General features: G+C 57.4%; 10 protein-coding genes and 1 pseudogene. 9 read left to right on the plus strand and 2 right to left on the minus strand.

Annotated elements, in window-relative coordinates:
- Nucleotides 1-316: 316 nt before the first annotated feature.
- The 8 genes from ACO08A_RS05260 (at nt 317) to ACO08A_RS05295 (ending at nt 9,649) form a co-directional block, all read left to right on the plus strand.
- Nucleotides 317-1,408 (plus strand): LacI family DNA-binding transcriptional regulator, encoded by a 1,092-nt coding sequence (locus tag ACO08A_RS05260; RefSeq protein ID WP_422040148.1) that lies wholly within the window; start codon nt 317-319, stop codon nt 1,406-1,408.
- The gene (locus ACO08A_RS05265; RefSeq protein ID WP_422040149.1) at nt 1,405-2,664 is read left to right on the plus strand and encodes an ABC transporter substrate-binding protein; all 1,260 of its coding nucleotides are present in this window, start codon (nt 1,405-1,407) and stop codon (nt 2,662-2,664) included. Before ACO08A_RS05260 ends, ACO08A_RS05265 begins: the two co-directional genes overlap by 4 nt.
- 63 nt (nt 2,665-2,727) lie before the next feature.
- On the plus strand, nt 2,728-3,801 hold the full coding sequence (locus ACO08A_RS05270) for a carbohydrate ABC transporter permease (protein WP_422040150.1): 1,074 nt from the start codon (nt 2,728-2,730) through the stop codon (nt 3,799-3,801).
- On the plus strand, nt 3,801-4,682 hold the full coding sequence (locus ACO08A_RS05275; protein WP_422040151.1) for a carbohydrate ABC transporter permease: 882 nt from the start codon (nt 3,801-3,803) through the stop codon (nt 4,680-4,682). Before ACO08A_RS05270 ends, ACO08A_RS05275 begins: the two co-directional genes overlap by 1 nt.
- Nucleotides 4,682-5,641, plus strand: a complete 960-nt coding sequence (locus tag ACO08A_RS05280) for a hypothetical protein (protein WP_422040152.1) — start codon at nt 4,682-4,684, stop codon at nt 5,639-5,641. The genes ACO08A_RS05275 and ACO08A_RS05280 overlap by 1 nt, the downstream gene beginning before the upstream one ends.
- Before the next feature lie 13 nt (nt 5,642-5,654).
- Nucleotides 5,655-6,743, plus strand: coding sequence for an ABC transporter ATP-binding protein (locus tag ACO08A_RS05285; protein ID WP_422040153.1), 1,089 nt, complete (start codon nt 5,655-5,657; stop codon nt 6,741-6,743).
- Between the two features lie 2 nt (nt 6,744-6,745).
- On the plus strand, nt 6,746-7,780 hold the full coding sequence (locus tag ACO08A_RS05290) for an NAD(P)-dependent oxidoreductase (RefSeq protein WP_422040154.1): 1,035 nt from the start codon (nt 6,746-6,748) through the stop codon (nt 7,778-7,780).
- A 270-nt stretch (nt 7,781-8,050) separates the two neighbouring features.
- On the plus strand, nt 8,051-9,649 hold the full coding sequence (locus tag ACO08A_RS05295; protein WP_422040155.1) for an amidohydrolase family protein: 1,599 nt from the start codon (nt 8,051-8,053) through the stop codon (nt 9,647-9,649).
- 235 nt (nt 9,650-9,884) lie between these two features.
- Here the strand turns inward: ACO08A_RS05295 and ACO08A_RS05300 are convergent, their stop codons facing one another.
- On the minus strand, nt 9,885-16,475 hold the full coding sequence (locus tag ACO08A_RS05300) for a choice-of-anchor I family protein (protein ID WP_422040156.1): 6,591 nt from the start codon (nt 16,473-16,475) through the stop codon (nt 9,885-9,887).
- A 467-nt stretch (nt 16,476-16,942) separates the two neighbouring features.
- Between ACO08A_RS05300 and ACO08A_RS05305 the strand changes: the two are divergent.
- Nucleotides 16,943-17,291: pseudogene (locus ACO08A_RS05305) on the plus strand (transposase); the annotation flags it as partial.
- Nucleotides 17,292-17,892: 601 nt separating this feature from the next.
- On the opposite strand, the gene ACO08A_RS05310 reads toward ACO08A_RS05305, so the two are convergent.
- Nucleotides 17,893-18,378 carry a CYTH domain-containing protein gene (locus tag ACO08A_RS05310; protein ID WP_422040157.1) on the minus strand — a complete coding sequence of 162 codons (486 nt, stop codon included), beginning with the start codon at nt 18,376-18,378 and terminating at the stop codon, nt 17,893-17,895.
- Nucleotides 18,379-18,610 lie beyond the last annotated feature (232 nt).

The following is an 18,610-nucleotide window of genomic DNA, read 5'->3' on the forward strand; positions in this document are numbered from 1 at the left end:
CCAAACGTCCCGCCTGTCGGAGATGATCTGGCGGGTCTCGTTGTGCCAATGCCGGGAATGGCCATCGAGGGCGGAAAGCGGATATTCGCTGCGGCGTAAGACGAGTGCTTAAGCTCCAAATGCAACCAGGTTTGTAGCCCTTTGCCAGTCTGGAACCATCACTTTTCAATCAAGCGCCGTCCGGAATTGAAATCGTGTTCTCGAAGCCATCCACAAGCAGGATCGACATGACAAGTCGATTCTTTGCTTGACAATGACACCGGTGTCATGACATCGGTGTCATTGTATTTTGCTTCGACCGTTGGGAGGCGGACCGGTGGCAACGATTTACGATGTGGCCAAACGCGCGAATGTTTCGCCCAAGACCGTCAGCCGGGTTCTGAACGGCGATGCGCCCGTGTCCGAAAAGACCCGCAAGGCCGTGTCGGAGGCGATGGCCGCTCTTGGCTACGTTCCCTCTCACGCGGCGCGTTCCATCAAGTCAAACCGTTCCGGCCTGATCGGACTGATCACCGGCGCAATCAGCAATGCCGACGAAGTTGCCCGCGCGGCGGGTCTGCCGGAGCTGTTCATCGTGCAGGGGGCGCAGGCGGTCGTCGAGCAATCCAGGAAAACACTGCTGATCTCGGACACAGGTGGCCGGCTTGACCGGGTTCCGGACCTGATGCGCACGTTTCAGGAGCACCGCGTCGAGGGCATCCTTTATGTCGCAGACTTTCACAAGCCGCTGGATATTGCCCTGCCACAAACCGGCATCCGCACAGTGTTGATCAACTGCTACGATGAAGAGGGCACGCCTGCGGTCATTCCGGATGATGAAGCCGGGCAATTTGCGCTGACAAAGGCCGTGGCTACTGCCGGTCACGAGAAGATTGCTTATCTCACGCTGGCACCGGCTCTGCAGGTCACCCGATTGCGGCTGAACGGGTACCGGCGCGCGCTGACGGAGGCCGGGATCGACTATGACCCGAGCCTCGTGCAACCGGCGGACCTTTTCGGTGCGCCGGGCGAGCATCAACTGATCTGGGATGCGCTCGACAAGTTCTTTGCGATCGATGATCCGCCAACGGCAATCTGCTGCGGTAATGACCGTCTTGCACTCGCGGTATACGGAATCCTGCGAAAACGCGGTCTCGCGGTGCCGGAGGATGTCTCCGTTGTCGGATATGACGACCACCGCCTGATTTCCGAAACCCTTTATCCGGCCCTGACCACCGCGGAACTGCCCTATGGGGCGATGGGTGCACGCGGGGCCCAGCTTCTGCTTGACCTTCTGACCGACCCGATAGCTGCCGCTCCCAAGGAGCCGATGCTGGTTGGAGGCCAGCTTCAGATGCGCGGCTCATTGGTTGCGCCGCGTCAGAACGACAGAAACGTCATACGTCTCAAAGGGAGGACTGAGAAATGAACCGGACATTGATGCTGAGTTGCCTGATTGCTGGCAGCCTGGGTGCACCGGCCCTCGCCGAAACCGAGTTGAGCCTCTGGTACCACGGTGCTGGCAGCGCGAATGCCGAGGAAGCCCTGGTCAATCAACTGGTAGAGGAGTTCAATGCCAGCCAGTCCGACTGGAAGGTCGTGCTCGAGACATTTCCTCAACTTGCGTATAACGACGCCGTCGGTGCCGCCGCTCTCGCGGGCAAACTCCCGGACATACTCGACGTGGACGGACCGGTCATGCCGAACTGGGCCTGGGCCGGCTACATGCAGCCGCTCAGCATCGACGAGGCCAAGCTGGAGGGGTATCTGCCCGGTACGATCGGGCGCTGGAACGGTGAGGTCTATTCCGTTGGACTTTGGGACGCAGCGGTTGCTCTGACAACCCGGCGCTCAACCTTGGAGAAATACGGCATTAGGGTGCCGACGCTGGACACGCCCTGGTCGCTTGAGGAGTTCAATAGCGCCCTTGAGACGATCAAGGCATCCGGCGATTTCGAATATCCGCTCGATCTTGGTATGGCGTGGAAAGGGGAATGGTATCCATATGCCTTCTCTCCGTTCCTGCAGAGCTTTGGCGGCGACATTGTTGACCGGGGCACCTATCAGACGGCCGAAGGCATTCTGAATGGCGACGAGGCGATTGCGTTTGGCGACTGGTGGCAGTCGCTTTTCACAAACGGTTATGTGCCCGGGACCAGTCAGGACGCGGCAGACCGCGAAACCGGCCTGCTTGAAGGTAAGTATGCGATGTCCTGGAACGGCAACTGGGCGGCCTTGCCGGTGGTCGAGGCCTTCGGCGACGATGCACTGTTCTTGCCTGCTCCCGATTTTGGCAACGGATCGAAAATCGGCGCCGCATCGTGGCAGTTCGGTATCTCGGGCACGTCGGAACATCCGGAAGGTGCGCGCGCGTTCATTGAATTTGCCCTTCAGGACAAGTGGTTTGCTGCCTTCTCTGATGGTACGGGCCTCATTCCGGTAACGGCGAGTGCGGCCAAAGCGACCGAAAACTACAAGCCGGGTGGTTCCCTGGAAGCATTCTACGGGCTCTCGGAGGCGCAGGCCTTGGTGCGCCCGGTGACCCCGGGCTACATCGTCCAGGCCAAGGTGTTCGAAAAGGCGCTCGCCGACATCGCCAACGGTGCGGATGTTGCCGACACGCTTGATGCGGCCGCAGACGAGGTCAACGAAGACATCGAGAACAATAGCGGCTACGGCCATTGAATTGATGCTCTCTTTACCGCCCGGCAAACGGCTGGGCGGTCCCCAGCTTAAGGAGACGATCGCATGGCGTCGAAACTGACGCGGTCGAACCGCGCCGGCTGGCTCATGGCATCGCCAGGCGTTGCCCTCATCGCCGCCTTTATCATTCTTCCGTTTTTCCTGGCGTTCACGTTTTCACTGACAAACCAGCGCCTCGCCTCGCCGAATCCGACGAAGTATATCGGTTTCGAAAACTACAACGACCTGTTGGGTGTTGCGTTTTTCACGCTGGAACCGGAGCGGGACGATGCGGGCGCGGTTGTGCGCAGCGCCAACGGCGAGATCAAGTATCCGCGGCTGCGGGCCTTTACCCGCAACAATCCTGACTATCCCCATCTGCAGGGCAAGCGTGAATGGTTTAGCTGGCAGTCGGGCGAGTCCCGTAAGGTCGTGCTCGCCTCGGATGTCGTTTTCATGAAGTCGCTTGTCAACACGATTACATTCGTTCTTGTCGTCGCGCCTGTTCAGGCGGGACTGGCGCTCGTGCTGGCTCTTCTGATCAACCAGAAGCTCAAGGGCATCAGTCTGTTTCGCGCTGTATATTTCATGCCGGTCGTCGTTTCGATCGTGGTTGTCTCTCTCCTCTGGCGTTTCATCTATTCACCCGGCGACGGATTGTTGAACAATCTTCTGTCAGCAATGACATTCGGCGCGTTCCAACCAGTGGACTGGCTCGGCAACACGTCCACGGCGCTTGGTTCGATCATGGCCATGTCGGTCTGGCAAGGTGTCGGATTCCATATGGTCATATGGCTGTCGGGCCTGCAAACGATCTCGCCCACGCTGTACGAGGCCGCGCAAATCGAAGGGTCGTCTAAATGGCAGACTTTTCGGTATGTGACCTGGCCCGGTTTGCGAAATACGGCGGTGCTCATTCTGATCGTCATCACGATGCAGGCCTTTGCCCTGTTCGCTCAGGTTGCTGTCATGACCCAGGGTGGGCCGCTCGACAGCACGCAGGTTCTTGTTTTCCAGGCTTTCGAGCGAGGCTATGGCAAACAGGACATTTCGGGGGGGTCGACAATCTCCGTCATCCTGTTCCTGATCGTTCTCAGCGTCTCGCTGTTGCAACGCTGGCTGACACGGGAGAAAAGCTGATGGCTGCTGTTTCTGCTGAAAACCGTGGCCTGAGGCTGGCCGCACGCTACGCCGTGCTGGTCCTGGTCGCGATCATCTTTGTCTTTCCTCTGCTGTTCATGGCGATGTCGTCGTTGAAGCCCGATCAGCAGTTGTTGGCCGATACAGACAGCCTGAGGGCCTTTCTTCCGGTCGGCGACATTTCCTTCGACAACTATGTCGCCGCCTTTGAACGTGCCCCGATCGGCGTGTTTGTGTTCAACTCGGTGCTGGTAACCGGCATCACCGTCGTTCTGACGATCATCGTGTGTTCGCTTGCCGCGTTCGCTTTTGTCTTTCTTCACTGGACAGGGCGCGGGATAATCTTCTCAATCCTCCTGGCCACACTCATCATCCCGTACGAGACAATCTTCATCCCCTTGCTGCTGATGGCATCGCAATTGCCGTGGATCGGAACGCAAGGCCTCGAGATTGGCTGGCTCAACACATACCGGGTCCAGATCATCCCTTTCATTGCGGATGGCCTGTCGATCTTCCTGTTCGTTCAGTTTTTCAAGGACCTGCCGCGCGAACTGATAGAGGCGAGCCGCGTGGAGGGGGCAAGCTGGTGGTTCGTCTACCGCCGGATCGTCATGCCACTTTCAGGCCCGGTGATCGCGACAGCGGCAATTCTGAAGTTTCTTTTCATGTACAACCAGTATCTCTGGCCGCTTATGGTAGTGCAGGCCGAAGAGATACGTCCCGTCATGGTCGGTCTTGGTTATTTTACCGATCAGCTTAACGTTCCCTGGGGCGAGGTCATGGCCTACCTCACGGTCATCACGATACCTGTCCTGGCGTTCTATCTGTCGCTCCAACGTGTCTTCATCGCCTCGGTGGCATCCACGGGGGTCAAGGGCTGATGGTTCTGGCGCTCGACGACAAATGGGTCTGGGACAGCTGGTACGTCCGTGAGGGAAACCTCTGGCATTGTTTCTTTCTCCAGGCGCCGAAGTCGATCGGGGATCCGGATCTCCGTCATTGGCACGTGTCCTACGGACACGCGGTCAGCCGCGATCTCAAGTCATGGACCCAACTCGGAACCTGTTTTGCGCCTTCGGCCGGGCCCGCATGGGACGACAATACAACCTGGACCGGATCGGTTGTGCGTGGTGACGACGGCATCTGGCACCTGTTCTACACCGGAACCAGCAAGGCGGATGATGGCAAGCATCAGAAACTGGGCCACGCGGTTTCGAACGACCTGCACATGTGGCAACGCGTCGGCTCCGGGCTCATCCTGGACCGGGACGAACGCTACGAAGAATATTCACCCGGGCGATGGCACGACCGGGCTTTCCGAGATCCGTGGGTTCTGCGCGACCCGGAGGGGAGCGGCTGGCTTATGTATTTCACTGCGCGCAGTCCCGATGCAGCAAACACGCTGGAGGCCGGCGCGATCGGCCTTGCCACATCTCCTGACCTTTATGACTGGACCCTCGAAGATCCTGTGTTCACCGGCGGGTTCGGGGAGCTCGAGGTCCCTCAGGTCTTTGAAGTTTCCGGCCGCTGGTATTGTCTTTTTTGCACAGCCGCACGCTTCTGGTCTCCGCAGGCAGAAAAACTTGTCGGTCCGCCAATGACAGGAAGCCACTACCTGATCGGCGATAACCCGCGAGGGCCTTGGCAGATCGCTCCCGGTCCGATGCTGGACGGCGGCAATCGATACGCGGCGCGTATTCTCAACACGAGCGGCTCTCTGAAACTGATGGGCTTCCTCATGGATGATGCCGAGACGGGCGCGTTCAGAGGCATCATCGATGACCCGGCCGAAGTTCACGTGACTTCGGATCAACGCCTGACACTTACCGAAACTGTTTAGAAGGAGCGAAGCAATGGCAGACGTGCTTCTGAAAGACATCAGGAAAAGCTATGGATCGGTCGACGTGATCAAGGGCGTCGACATCGACATCCGCGATGGCGAGTTTGTCGTGTTTGTCGGCCCGTCCGGCTGCGGCAAGTCCACGCTCCTGCGCATGATTGCGGGACTGGAAGACATCACCGGCGGCACCCTGGAAATCGGCGGGCGTGTGGTCAACGACATTCAGGCATCGGAGCGCGGCATTGCCATGGTGTTCCAGTCTTATGCCATATTCCCTCATATGACCGTGCGCGAGAACGTTGCCTTCGGCCTTACAATTGCAGGCGCTTCCAAGGCAGAGAAGGATGCGAAAGTGGCCGATGCAGCGCGGATCCTGCAAATGGAACACCTTCTTGACCGACGTCCGAGCCAGTTATCGGGAGGTCAACGACAGCGCGTCGCCATCGGCCGTGCGATCGTGCGCAAGCCGGAAGTCTTTCTCTTTGACGAGCCCCTCTCCAACCTGGATGCGGCCCTGCGGCTCGACATGCGGATTGAGATCGGAAAGCTTCACAAGTCGCTCGGTGCCACCATGGTCTATGTCACGCATGACCAGGTTGAAGCCATGACGCTGGCCGACAAGATCGTGGTTCTAAAGGACGGTTACGTACAGCAGATCGGCGCGCCGATGGATTTGTATCATCGGCCAGTCAACCGCTTCGTCGCAGGCTTTATCGGCGCACCGTCAATGAACTTCCTGGACGTGGAGGTTGCCGGGCGCGATGGCGAGAATGCACGGGTAAGATCCGATCTTGTCGCCGAATTCGCCGCGCCGGTCTGGCGAGACGGCATACCGTCAACGGGCCGCGCGACTCTCGGCATCCGGCCGCAGGACCTTTATACCGTCGACAGTGGCGGGGTTCTGCGCGGCCACGTCACCCTCGCGGAACGGTTGGGTATCGAGACCGTCGTCGACGTGGCTCTGAACGATGGTACGCGACTCCTCGTGTCGCTCGCGGAGGATCGGATTTTCGAACCAGGGCAAGCCATCGAACTCGGCTTCGATCCGGCCCATGCCCATCTGTTTGCAGCCGATACGGATCCGCTTCGGGACGCGGCCTGACCATGAAACCTTCGCTCATTCTGGATCAGCATTTTCGAAAGCTCGAAGAGCTCTTCAGCGCAAGCACTTTCGAGGCGCTGCGAGACCTGTGCGAGGTACATGGCGGTCAGAACTGGCCCATGCCGAACACCAGGATCGATGAGCTTTTGCCAAAAGCAGAGTTTTATGTCGCCGCGCAACCGGTCTTGTCAGCATCTGGTGTTGCACGTGCACAGAATCTGCGGGCAACTATCGAGGTTTCGGGCGCCTTCCGGACCGGTCTTGACTACGAGGCCTGCTTTTCAAGGGGCATTGAAGTCCTGTCCTGTTCTCCAGGTTTCCGAACCTCGGTTGCCGAAATGACCCTGGCCATGATCCTGGCAGGCGGTCGCGGACTTGTCGCAGAGCACGAAGCTTTCCGGCACGGTGCCGAAAGATGGCTGGATGACCGCGAATCGACCGATTTTTCTCTCTATGGACAGACGATCGGTTTCATCGGCTATGGGCAGATCTCGCGCGAAACGCATCGGTTGCTGGCTCCTTTCGCTCCCAACGTACTGGCCCATGATCCCTATCTCGCAGGTGAAACGGAGAACGTCACACTGTGTGATCTTGAGACGCTTGTTGCGCGATGCCGCGTCGTCGTGGTCGCCGCAGTTCCTTCCGAAGACACGCGCGGCCTGTTGAGCGCTAAACTGATCGAACGCCTCCGGCCGGGAGCTCTGGTTGTCTTGATCAGCCGCGCCTGGTGTGCCGACTTCAATGCCCTGGTCAAGGCTGCCGAAAGTGGACGCATAACCGTCGCGACAGATGTCTTCCCCGAAGAGCCCCTGATGGCAAATGATCCCTTGCGCCAGGCCCGTAACGTCATCCTTTCCCCCCACAGGGCAGCGGCTGTGCCAGAAGGACGGCAACTGATCGGAGACATGATCCTTCATGATGTCACAGCCATTCTAGACGGACGGCCTGAACGTCAGTTGAAAGCCGCAGATCCGGACTTGGTTCAAGGTCTGGTCAGCGCACAAAACAACATAGGGGTGCTTCCCAACACCTCATGAGCGGGAGTCGCTATGCGAGATCCGAAAGCCTGCGCCGTTCTGGGCACTGGTGACAGCAGTCTGTTTCCAACGATCAGGTGTGTTGATTTGGGTTATACCGAGCCGTTCGCAGGAATATGCTGGAGATTTGCGCTTGCGAAGCAATTCTGGAATGTCCGCTTCGGGCCGTTTCCGACCAAGTCGCGTTCGGGCGGAGAGTGTGAATTCGCTGCGCTCCGCACAAAGGTCCGAAATGCGGACATTGCTGTCATTTAGGCTCGAAAAAGACTGTTGGCCTATTTCTCGTTGCTGCATAAGGTCAACTGGAAGGAGGACCTGTCGATGCGCCACGTTTTTTTGTCGTTCGCTTTGGCTATATGGGCGTCAGTTCTCCAAGCCCAATCATATGACCTGGTCATTCTGAACGGTCGCGTCATCGACCCGGAAACTGGACTTGACGCAGTGCGGAACGTCGGCATCGATGATGACAAGATCGCGGCCATAAGCGAGTTCGATATGGACGGGGCAAAGGTGATCGACGCCACTGGTCATGTCGTATCTCCGGGGTTTATTGACCTTCACGCGCACGGGATGAACGTGGGCGACATGCGGATGCAAGCGATGCAGGGCGTCACGACAGTCTTGGAGCTTGAATCCGGCATCTTGCCGATTGCGGACTGGTATGAGGAGATGGAAACACAGCAAACACCGCTCAATTACGGCGCATCAGCGGCTTGGACATTCGGTCGTATCGCGGCGTTCTCCGGCGAAGGTCCCGAAGCATCGATTGATTACTTTCAAGACGCTCAAGGGCGGAGCGACTGGAAATTGCAGATCGCCGACCCGTTACAGGCAGCTGAGTTAATGAACCACGTGGAACAGGGCCTGAAGGAAGGGGCTTTGGGGATAGGCATTAATGCGGGATATGCCCCGGGATATGGACAGAAAGAGTATTTTGCGCTTGCGCAAATGGCGGCCGAATACGGCGTAGCGACGTACACACATGTGCGATATGCCTCCAATCTGGAGCCCCAAAGCTCATTTGAAGCGATCAAGGAACTCATTGCGAACGCAGCTTTGACCGGCGCGCATATGCACATCTGCCACATCAACAGCTCATCTCTGCAAGACATTCATGCAACGCTCGACCTCGTTGAACGCGCACAAGCCGAAGGCATCAATGTCACCGTAGAAGCCTATCCATACGGAGCCGGAAATACGGTCGTCGGGGCAGCCATGTTCTCTGGCGAAGGTTGGCGAGAGCGCATGAGTTCCACCGCGCAGAATTTTCAACTGGGCACCGACCGAATGACTGAGGACGAGCTTGCAGACTATCAGGCAAATGAGCCCGGGACGTTTATCACATGGCATTTTCTGGATGAGGATGACCCTGAGGGGTTAGCATTGCTGGACGCATCTGTGACGCATCCATCGGTAATGATCGCGTCCGATGCGGTCTTTTGGTCCTACTTTGACGAGAATGGCGCTATTCAAAACTATGACGGGGACGCATGGCCTTTGCCGGAAGATGTGTTCAGCCACCCGCGTTCGGCTGGCGCATTCGCGAAAATACTACGCTCTTACGTGCGTGAAAGAGGATTATTGTCACTCGAAGACGCAATCAGAAAGATGTCACTCATGCCCGCGCAAACACTAGAAGACTTCGTCCCACAAATGAGATTGAAAGGTCGTCTTCAGGTTGGGATGGACGCGGATATCGTCGTGTTCGATCCTGAAACTATTGCTGATCTTGCAACCTACGAGAATGCAAACCAAGCAGCAGTTGGTGTAAGAACGGTCTTGGTGAATGGCGCTATGGTTGTTGATGATGGTGCGCTTGTTCTCGACGCAGACGCAGGTGTGCCCATCAGGAGAGACGCCGCTCGATAACCAATTAGCCTTACTTGGCATTTACGCTAACTGGTCCGAAAGTAATTTCCGCTTCGGGCACGTTCCTGACCTTTGCCGCACGTTGCACCTAGGTCGCCTCCGGGCCGAATCGTGCCGGAGCCGTCAATTGATCGCAGGCAAGTCTAGACCTCTCAAGCGAAGCGGATACAAAAAGAGGAAGCGGATGGCCGCTTCCCCTCGTGTTGTTTTCCCAATGATCCCCTGGGTCGGGAGGTCAGCTCGAGAACAGATCGGTGCCCGACAGGTCGAGTTGGGCCAACAGCGGATCGTGATCGCTGGCGCGCGTGTCCGTTTCGGCAAACTCGGAGTTCACGTGGACAAAGTCGAAAGACGCCCCGTCGGCAAGATGATCACTGACGAGAATATGATCCAATGCCTGCGAATTGCCCTGGAAGATGAAGCTGTAAATCTCGTCTTCATCGACCGTGTTCGTCAGATTGACGAGGCCGCCTCCGCTGTTTTCGAGGGTCTCGAGCGGGGAGATGAACTCGAATTCGTTCATGTCGCCAAGGACAACGATGTTCGCATTCGGGTCTTCATCGGCAATTGCGTCAACGAAGCCGGCAACGGCCGCCGCCTGGGCCTGGCGTTCGTCCAGGCTGCCGTTGACAGTGACATCTTCCTGCCGCTCATCGAAGGGCTGCTCGGTGCCGAGGATCGGCGCCGATCCGCCCTTTGACGACAGGTGATTGTTGACGATGGTGACCTCGTCGCCGCTGAAGTCGAACGTTGCTGCAAACGGCAGCCTTGCCCCGTCGAAGGCACTGCCTTCGCTCTGGTCACCGACAGGTACAACGGACCCTTCAACCAGTTCGACGCGATCCGTGTTGTAGAGGAACGCCGTGCGGATGTTGCCGCCCGGTTGGCCTCCGGACGCGTTGTCGGTGATGAAGGTGTTGTCGATGAACGCGTAGTTCAGGCTGCCGTTCACGAGACCATCGTCAGCCTTGTCGATTTCGTCGACTAGAAGCTGCAATGTCTGGTTTGCCGACACAACGCCGTCGTCGACGGACCCACTGTTGTCCTGGATCTCCTGCAGGCCGATAATGTCCGGCGTGGCAAGGTTGTTGACGATCTGCTCCGCAATCTTGGTGAACCGGCCGTTGGCAACGTCCATGTCGCTGTCGGTATCGTTCGGATCGAGGTTCAGGACGTTGTAGCTGGCAACCGTCAAGAGATCTTCAGAACCGGTGATTTCGGTCGTCTCTTCCTGGAGAGCGGCGGAAACGATCTGATCGGTAAAGTCGACCGTGGGAGCGATTTCGAAGTTGCCGAAGTTGTAGGTCACCACACCGGTCACGTCGCCGAGCTGGTAGCCGACATTCACATCCGGGAAGTCGAAATCGAGGATGTCACTGTCGAAGTCGATTTGCACTTTCTCCGGATTGAAGTCGTCCGGAGAAATGTTGAGCGTTCCGCGAGAACTGATCCCGGTGGCATCAGCGCCCTGGTCAACAACGCCGAAGATCTCACCGAAGCGGTTGGTCCCGGCGACTGCGACAACGTCCTGGGCTGTGACAAGCATTCCTTCAAGGCTTTCAAAGAAATCAATGCCGTCGGTTTCAGGATCAAAGCCGCCGTTTCCGGAAATCGTGCCGAATGCGTCGTCGTCGATGACCTCGCTCGGCGGGACGCGTCCGCCCTGGCCGATGACCGTTGCCGCAATTGCAGCGCCCGTTCCCGTCACCGTGACGACCGGGCTGACAAGCTGGGTCGTGGAGAGGTTGCGGGTGCTGACACCTCCCGGCGTGAACTCGGCAACCGATGCCTCGACATCGACGGCGTCCCCAACGGCCACCGTCGGGGCGCTGCCGGTGAAGACGAAGATGCCGTCCGAGGTGGCGATATCACCGTCACCATCCGGATCCTGCATGTAGAAACCGTTGGAGTCGACCGCCGTTACCACGCCGGAGGTCATGACGGTCTCGCCTTCGAAGGCAGATGTATGACCAGCGCCCTGGATCTCGTAGATTGCCAATTCCTGTGGCCCGTTGCCACCGCCGTTGTCCTCGTTCCCGGGTGTCGGGGTATTGACGGCCGGGTTGTTGAAGAAGTCGAGGAAGTCCCAATCGGCTTCCGTGTCCGTGTCGACGCCATCAGCGATGCGGCCGACACCTGCTGGGAAGAAAGAGCCATCAGGCCCGAGGACCGGTGCGTCGAAAAAGAAGCTGTCCGTTTCGCCGCCATCGCTGACGCCAACCGTATCGACAACGATTTCCGACCCGGTGACGGTTGTCCCGGTGATACTTGCGGTCTCGACAAGCGCGATCGTGTAGGAACTGTTTTCGATGAAGTTATCCGGAATGGTGTCATCGGCATCGACGCCATATGTCAGTTCCGCAAGGTCGTTGGCGACAAGGTAGAAGCCGTTTTCACCGATAACGGCGTCGTCCCCGAAGTCGAAGCGGCTATCAATGGTGCCGTTCGACGCCTGGTCATCACTTTCGACAACGATCAGGCTAAGGCCCGCGAGCGACTCACCCGGTGTTCCGAACAGTTCGATATACTCGCTGTCGGAGCCTGTCGTGCTGCCTAGAACCTCGTTGATGACCAGTTCCTGTTCAGTTGACAGTGTCAGATCGTAGACCAAGGTTGTGCCGGAGATCTCGTAGGCGACGGCGATCTGCGCGTTGCCGGTCGTGCTCTCATCTGCCGGGATGAAAGCGATGGTTTCAGGCCCATGGCGCGCCACGTCTTGCGGACCGGCATTGTCGATATGAATTGGCGGGATATAGTCCACGAAGGACGCGTTCGCCGGATCATCGATGTTGTAGATCATGATGCCGCTGTCGCGTTCCAGCCCGATGAACGCATAAACGCTCCCGTTGACCGTGCCCGTGATGATGGCCTCCGGCTCCGGCCCCTTTGCGTCTGAGCGGTTTTCGCTGTCATCACCGTCGTCGGAGTTGAAGCGTTCAGGCGCAATTTCCGCGATTTTCTCTTCGAACTCTGAGCCGCTGTCGAAAACCAGATTGCCGTCTTCATCGAAGATCGAAAAGGAGCGCGAGGAGAAGGTGTGAAGGACATCAATGTCTCCATCACCGTCCGTGTCGCCATCCAACGTCGAAACCTCGAGCCGTCCGAGACCGAAGTCTTCGTTCGACAGGTCAAGCTGACCGGAGTCGATCAGCTGCTGCTGCACCGTCGGGTCGATCAGGCCGTCCTGTGCGAGGTCGAAAACCCGATCCTCGTCAAAGTCCCGGCTGTCGCCTTCATTGGCCGTCAGAACATAGGTCTGACCGCCGATCTCTGCCGTTGCAATCGCATCGGGCATGCGGAAGCCAACGAGATTGTCGAACGTCCGGATGTTGATGGTGCCGTCGTCAAGCGGATCAAGGCTCACCTGGCTGTAATCGGTCACACCCAGATCGAAGACATCGATGATTAGCTTGGATTCAAGATCGATTTTGGCGATTGCGTTGTTTTCCTGCAGCGAGACAAAGGCTGTCTTCCCATCCGGGCTGACCGCGATGTATTCCGGCTCGACGTCAGCGGCGAAGTCGACACCTTCCTGAATGCGCAGACCCGCCGCCCGTGCGGCATCCTCAAAGCCGTTGAAGGCCGTAAAATCAAGGATGTGGGCGCTGAAGTCGCTGACATCAATCAGGGCAACCGTGCCCAGCGGGTTTGTCGCAACACCGTCGTCAATGCTGTCTTCGTTGAACTGACCTTCACCCGCAACCAGCAGCATTGTGCCGTCATTGTTGAAGGTCAGCATATCGGGAAGATTACCGACTTCGACCGTGGTAACCAGCGCAAGGGTTTCGGCGTCGAAGAGGGCAACGAAGCCTGGCTGTTCCACAAGTTTGGTCACGCCGAAGTTGGTGACCTCAACCGGCGCTCGGGAGATGGCCACTGCGACAAGGCCGTTCTTGACCGCGACCGATTGAACACCGTCATAACCATCCAGACCACCCAGCGGGATCGTGTTCGCCAGCGTGTCGCCGGCAATGTCGAAGATGTCGATCCGGTCGTTGGCACCGTTGGTGACGTAAAGCAGGCCATCTTCGTGTGCAACCACTTCGGACGCCCCTTCCGGATCGTCCGGATCACCGCTGTCGCCCTCAAACGCGGCCGCGATGGCAAATGCCTTATCATCGTCGAAGACGATACCCTCGAAGACTGTGTCTTCGCGGAAGGTGAGGTTCTGGATGCGCTCGTCGTCCTGTGGGCCTGTGTCGGCTTCGTCGTAGGCCGAGCCGCCGTTGTCCGGGTTGAAGTTGTCATCCAGATACTCGGCCAGAGCATCCTGCTCCGATCCGTCGGCGGCAAACGTGGCGTCGCCGGTGAAGGCGTCGTCGTCGTTGCCGTCCGCATCGAGGTCGATGAGGTCCACCCGATTCGGATTGGAGAGGGTCGACAGGATCTCGTCACCGGCATTGGCGAGGAAGTTCAGCGTCACGATGCGGAAGCTCTCCGCCGGATCGCCGACAATCTGGCCATCGCGGACAATCGCGGAGATCAGGTTGCCGTCGGCATCGAAGATGCCCGCATTGATCACACGCTCACCGGCGGTGTCGATGTTGCCGTCGACATCGTAGGTCTGCGCGGTTCCGGTTTCGTCGAAGGAGAACTTCAGGCCGGAGATCTGCGGGAAGCCGCCGGAGACGCCGTCGGGCAGGGCGCTGACCGCGCCTTCCAGGAAGGCCTTGATCTCGGTCTTGGTGATGTCAAGCAACGTCAGACCGTTGTTGAAGGCCAGAGTGGTGGCAATGTCGTTCTGGCTGATGCCGCCTTCCGGTTTGACTACATTGCCGTCTTCGTCGAGGATTTCCTCGTTCGGAACACGTTCGGCCTCCGTGCCGCCGGCGGGCACGACGATCTGGCCGATATTAGCGCGAATGCCGCCGCCGTTCTTGATGGAGATGACGACTTCGTCGCCAAGGCCTTCGGCTGCGATGATCTCGTTGGCATAGGCAAGGTTGGCATCCGCGGTCAGGTTGCCGAGATTGGTCTCCTGGGTGCGCACGCCATCGGGATCATCTGGAGCGAAGGTGCCCGAGCGGTTGCCGTTCAGGAACACGTCCGAGACGCCGAAGACGTTGGATTCGGTCGCCACGATCTGCGCCTGAATGGCGTCCGTGATCGCGTCGATTTCCGGGTCGATCAGATCTTCCGCGTTGAGGTCCGCAACGCCCTGGTCGTCGGTGGCATAGGCACCGGAGACGTTCTCGTCGTAGCTGTCGGCGATGATGTTGCCGTCTGCGTCGAAATCGACAACCAGGCGGCCGACATATTTGTAGTTGCCGTCGGTGTTGACCACGGCGGTTGTGGTGCCGCCGGCATTGGTGATGAACTGCGGGTATTCACCCTGATCGCTGTCGCCGTCGCGAATGCGGTCGTTGTCGTCGAACAGACGGGTGTTGGAACCGCCGGCGACAATGATGTCGACGTTTTCAAGACGCGTTGCCAGATCCTGCTCGATGCTGATCTGCTGCATGTGGCTCAAAAGGATGACTTTGTTGAGTTCCGGATTGTCGCTCAGCAGCTGGTCGACCTCGGCCTGGATGATGGCCGCAAGTGCGTCGAGTTCTTCATCCGTCGGCGAGCCGCTGGCCCAGGCCGGGGAGATGCCCAGATCGTCTCCGGGGCTTGAGATTGACCGGATCGTGGGAACGGTCGCGCCGATGATGGCTATCTTTTCGCCGTTGACATCGGAAATGGAGGAGGAGGTGACAATGTTCTGGAGCGTTGCCGTGTCCTGACCGCCGGCCACCTCGAGCGGTGCAAGGTTGGGATCGGTGGAGAAGTCCAGGTTGGCCGAGAGATAAGGGAAGAGTGCGCCTTCAAAGTCGGCGCCTTCCAGATCCGTGCCGTCAAACGCGCTGTTGGTGAAGCCGCCGGTCGCATCGCCGCTGATCAAGCCGGCAAGCAGCCCGGTGCCGAGGTCGAACTCGTGGTTGCCAAGGGCGATCGCCTGGACGCCCAGCTCATTCTGGATCTGGATGTCGGCAATGCCCTGCGAGCCGAAGACCGCTTCAGACGCATCGAAGAAGAGGCCCGGAATGATCGCATCGCCGGAACTGAGGGTCAGGGTGTTGTCGGCAATGCCGTCATCACCGAGATCTTCAGCGCGCAGCGCGTTCAGAACGCCGGACAGGTTGTCGATGTTGTCGATCGTTGCCGCGTTGGCTTCCTGATCGGCGAAATGCAGAAGCTCAAGCGTGAACACTTCAGGTTCGATCAGGCTGATCGTCATGTCCCTGAATTCGAGATATTCGATGTTCACGAACGTGTCGGTACCGTCCTTGTTGCTCTTGCGGAGATCCCTGACCGTGCCGGCATCGAGGTCAACTTCGTAGTGTTTGCGTTTTCCGGAGAAGATGAGCGTGTCGATGCCTTCGCCGCCATCTGCGAAATCGTTGCCCCGGCCACCCTTGATGTTGTCGTCACCACGATTGCCGAAGAGGTTGTCGTTACCCCGGCCACCGTTGATGTCGTCGTCGCCGCGATTGCCAAAAATCGTGTCGTTGCCGCGACGGCCGAAAATTTCGTCATCGCCATTCAGGCCAAAGATGGTGTTGCTCTTGTTGTTGCCCTTGATGGTGTCTTCACCTCGGGTGCCAATGATCAACCGGCCGAAGTTGAAACCGTTGCCAAAACCAAAGTCGAAAGGCTGGAAGATACCGCCGAAAATGGAGGAGTGATGATGGCCGCCGAGCCCAAACTTGGCAGAGTGGTAGCCCTCAAGACAGGCCGAAAGGCTGCCCTGTGCGTCTTCCATCTGCTTATTGTGGCGTTCGCCGATCTCGTGTGTTCTGGAAAGGAAGTCACGTGAAATCTTGGACCTGAAGTGGTAACCCATAATCAACCCTCGCCCTGTTGTTTGAAATATTCATCTTGAGCGGACGTGTCTTTAGTAATGCTTAAGTATAATTTTACGCAAAACTAAATACATCATCAATAATACTCGAAGAATGCCCGAATTTTTGTAGGGTTCGGGTCATAGCAGTCTTTCTTGACACATTAATGAATGGTTAATGACGTAAAAATTCTGGACTAAATACCACTTAGCCGAAGAACTACTATTCCCTGTGAATGGAAAGGATTGTAGGGTGAAAAGTCGCTTCGAGGAGGGTGTGGATAAAATTCAAAAAAAGCGGTTGTTGCCACTTTTGCACACTCGGTTAGAAAAGTGAAAATTGTCAGTCGTGCAGCATTCACTGTACGGGGCACCAACGTCCGCTATGGGCGAATTCCGTTGAAAAACTCCTGTTGTGCTGAGCCAAGCGCGCTGATTCAATCTCCTTATTGATTTTGGAGATCCGCGCGATGATGGGTCCGAGACAAGAAGCGCAAGGCGCTTTGTTTTACGCGTTTTCGGTTGATGATCATGTGCCGAAGGATCATCTGCTGCGGGCGATTGACCGGTTCGTTGATCTGGCAGATCTTCGCAAGCATCTGGCTCCGTTTTACAGTTCCACTGGCCGCCCATCGGTCGATCCGGAACTGATGATCCGGATGCTGATCGTCGGCTACACGATGGGGATCCGCTCGGAACGTCACCTTTGCGAAGAAGTTCATCTCAACCTTGCCTATCGTTGGTTCTGCCGTCTTGACCTGGCGGCCCCAATACCGGATCACTCGACTTTCTCAAAGAACAGACACGGGCGGTTCAGCCACGCCTGGATGGGGTTCGTTGGCTACACATTCGACACGCTCGCCCATTGCAGAGACGACAACGGCCTTTATTTCGCAGCTGGATTTGCGGGTCAGGCGTCGGCTTGGCCAGCTATCTCGGCATGCGCATGGGCAGGAAAGCCTCCGGCCTTGAAACCGCACCCTCCGTATTCGAACGCATTCCCTTCTCGACCCGCCGACTCTATTCCGGATACCCTTGGTTCTTGGCACCGGCGCTGCTGGTGTACCAGCTGAGGGACAGGCTTGGCATCTGAAACTTGCGGGTCGCGTGTCGCCAGCGAACTAAGCGCGAGATGGCTCCAACGGCGGCGAAACCAAACGTCTCGCCTGTCGGAGGTGGTCAGGCCGTTTTTTTGTGGCAATGCCGGGAATGGCTATCGAGGGCCGGAAACGGCAATCAACTCTGGCCTGATAATTCGAGGGTTGGGCAAGGCTCAGCTGCCGACCCTAGGGCTCATCCCCAAGGCGCAATCGCGGTTACTCTAGGATACCAGTATCTGACTTATAAAATCGGCCATTGGCCCATGGGGACGATACAGTCGGCAGGCGTTGCTGTTCTGTCTCCAAAACCCATGCTCGCATCATTCAGCAGCGATAGAGTCTTCCAACCCGCAATGCTTCAACAGTAAATTCGTCTGGTTAAATTGTTTATTGCCAGTAATCTCGCGTCCCACCCAACTCGGCTTGTCAAAGCACTGATCCGCACTGTGCAGTTCGATTTCAGCAAAAAGCAAGCCGCCCAACGTGCCATGATACTCATCAATACACCAAAGCCCATAACTCACCGGAACATAGAAACGAGTCTTTCTCAGTATTTCCCCAATCCGATGATCCCGAAGCATTGCAACTCCGTCTTCCTTGGGGATCTCATACTCAAATTCGTCTCGTGTGATGCCGTTTTTGGGCCCTTTAACAGTCAGGGTCGCGCGACTATCGTAGAGCCGGACCCGGATTTTCCGTCCTTCGTGGATCGCCAAAATCCCATCCTGGATTTCCACGCTTCCCGAGACATGCCGCCTCCACTCATCCGATACAATAAGAAATTTCCGTTCAATTTCTTTTGCCATATCGAGGCCCTATTCGCTTACTCCGAGATACAATCTGACTTAACTGTAATTCCTAGACATCTGACTGAAAAGAAAAACTTTATTGTCCCTGATGTGCTGCAGAAAGAATTAAAGGCAGCTCGCCCTCAATCGGGCGCGCTGTGTCACAAATGAATATGATGTGGTTTCCTGCGCCCGGATAAGGCGGCTATATTGCCGTGCCGATGACGAAAAATCGGCGCGGTCGAACACG

The sequence above is a fragment of the Roseibium sp. genome, from assembly GCF_965232425.1.
GTDB lineage: Bacteria > Pseudomonadota > Alphaproteobacteria > Rhizobiales > Stappiaceae > Roseibium.

Coding starts and splice junctions, on each gene's coding strand:
- ACO08A_RS05265 (WP_422040149.1), top strand. CDS start 1,405: ATGAACCGGACATTGATGCTGAGTTGCCTGATTGCTGGCAGCCTGGGT.
- ACO08A_RS05270 (WP_422040150.1), top strand. CDS start 2,728: ATGGCGTCGAAACTGACGCGGTCGAACCGCGCCGGCTGGCTCATGGCA.
- ACO08A_RS05275 (WP_422040151.1), top strand. CDS start 3,801: ATGGCTGCTGTTTCTGCTGAAAACCGTGGCCTGAGGCTGGCCGCACGC.
- ACO08A_RS05280 (WP_422040152.1), top strand. CDS start 4,682: ATGGTTCTGGCGCTCGACGACAAATGGGTCTGGGACAGCTGGTACGTC.
- ACO08A_RS05285 (WP_422040153.1), top strand. CDS start 5,655: ATGGCAGACGTGCTTCTGAAAGACATCAGGAAAAGCTATGGATCGGTC.
- ACO08A_RS05290 (WP_422040154.1), top strand. CDS start 6,746: ATGAAACCTTCGCTCATTCTGGATCAGCATTTTCGAAAGCTCGAAGAG.
- ACO08A_RS05300 (WP_422040156.1), bottom strand. CDS start 16,475: ATGGGTTACCACTTCAGGTCCAAGATTTCACGTGACTTCCTTTCCAGA.
- ACO08A_RS05310 (WP_422040157.1), bottom strand. CDS start 18,378: ATGGCAAAAGAAATTGAACGGAAATTTCTTATTGTATCGGATGAGTGG.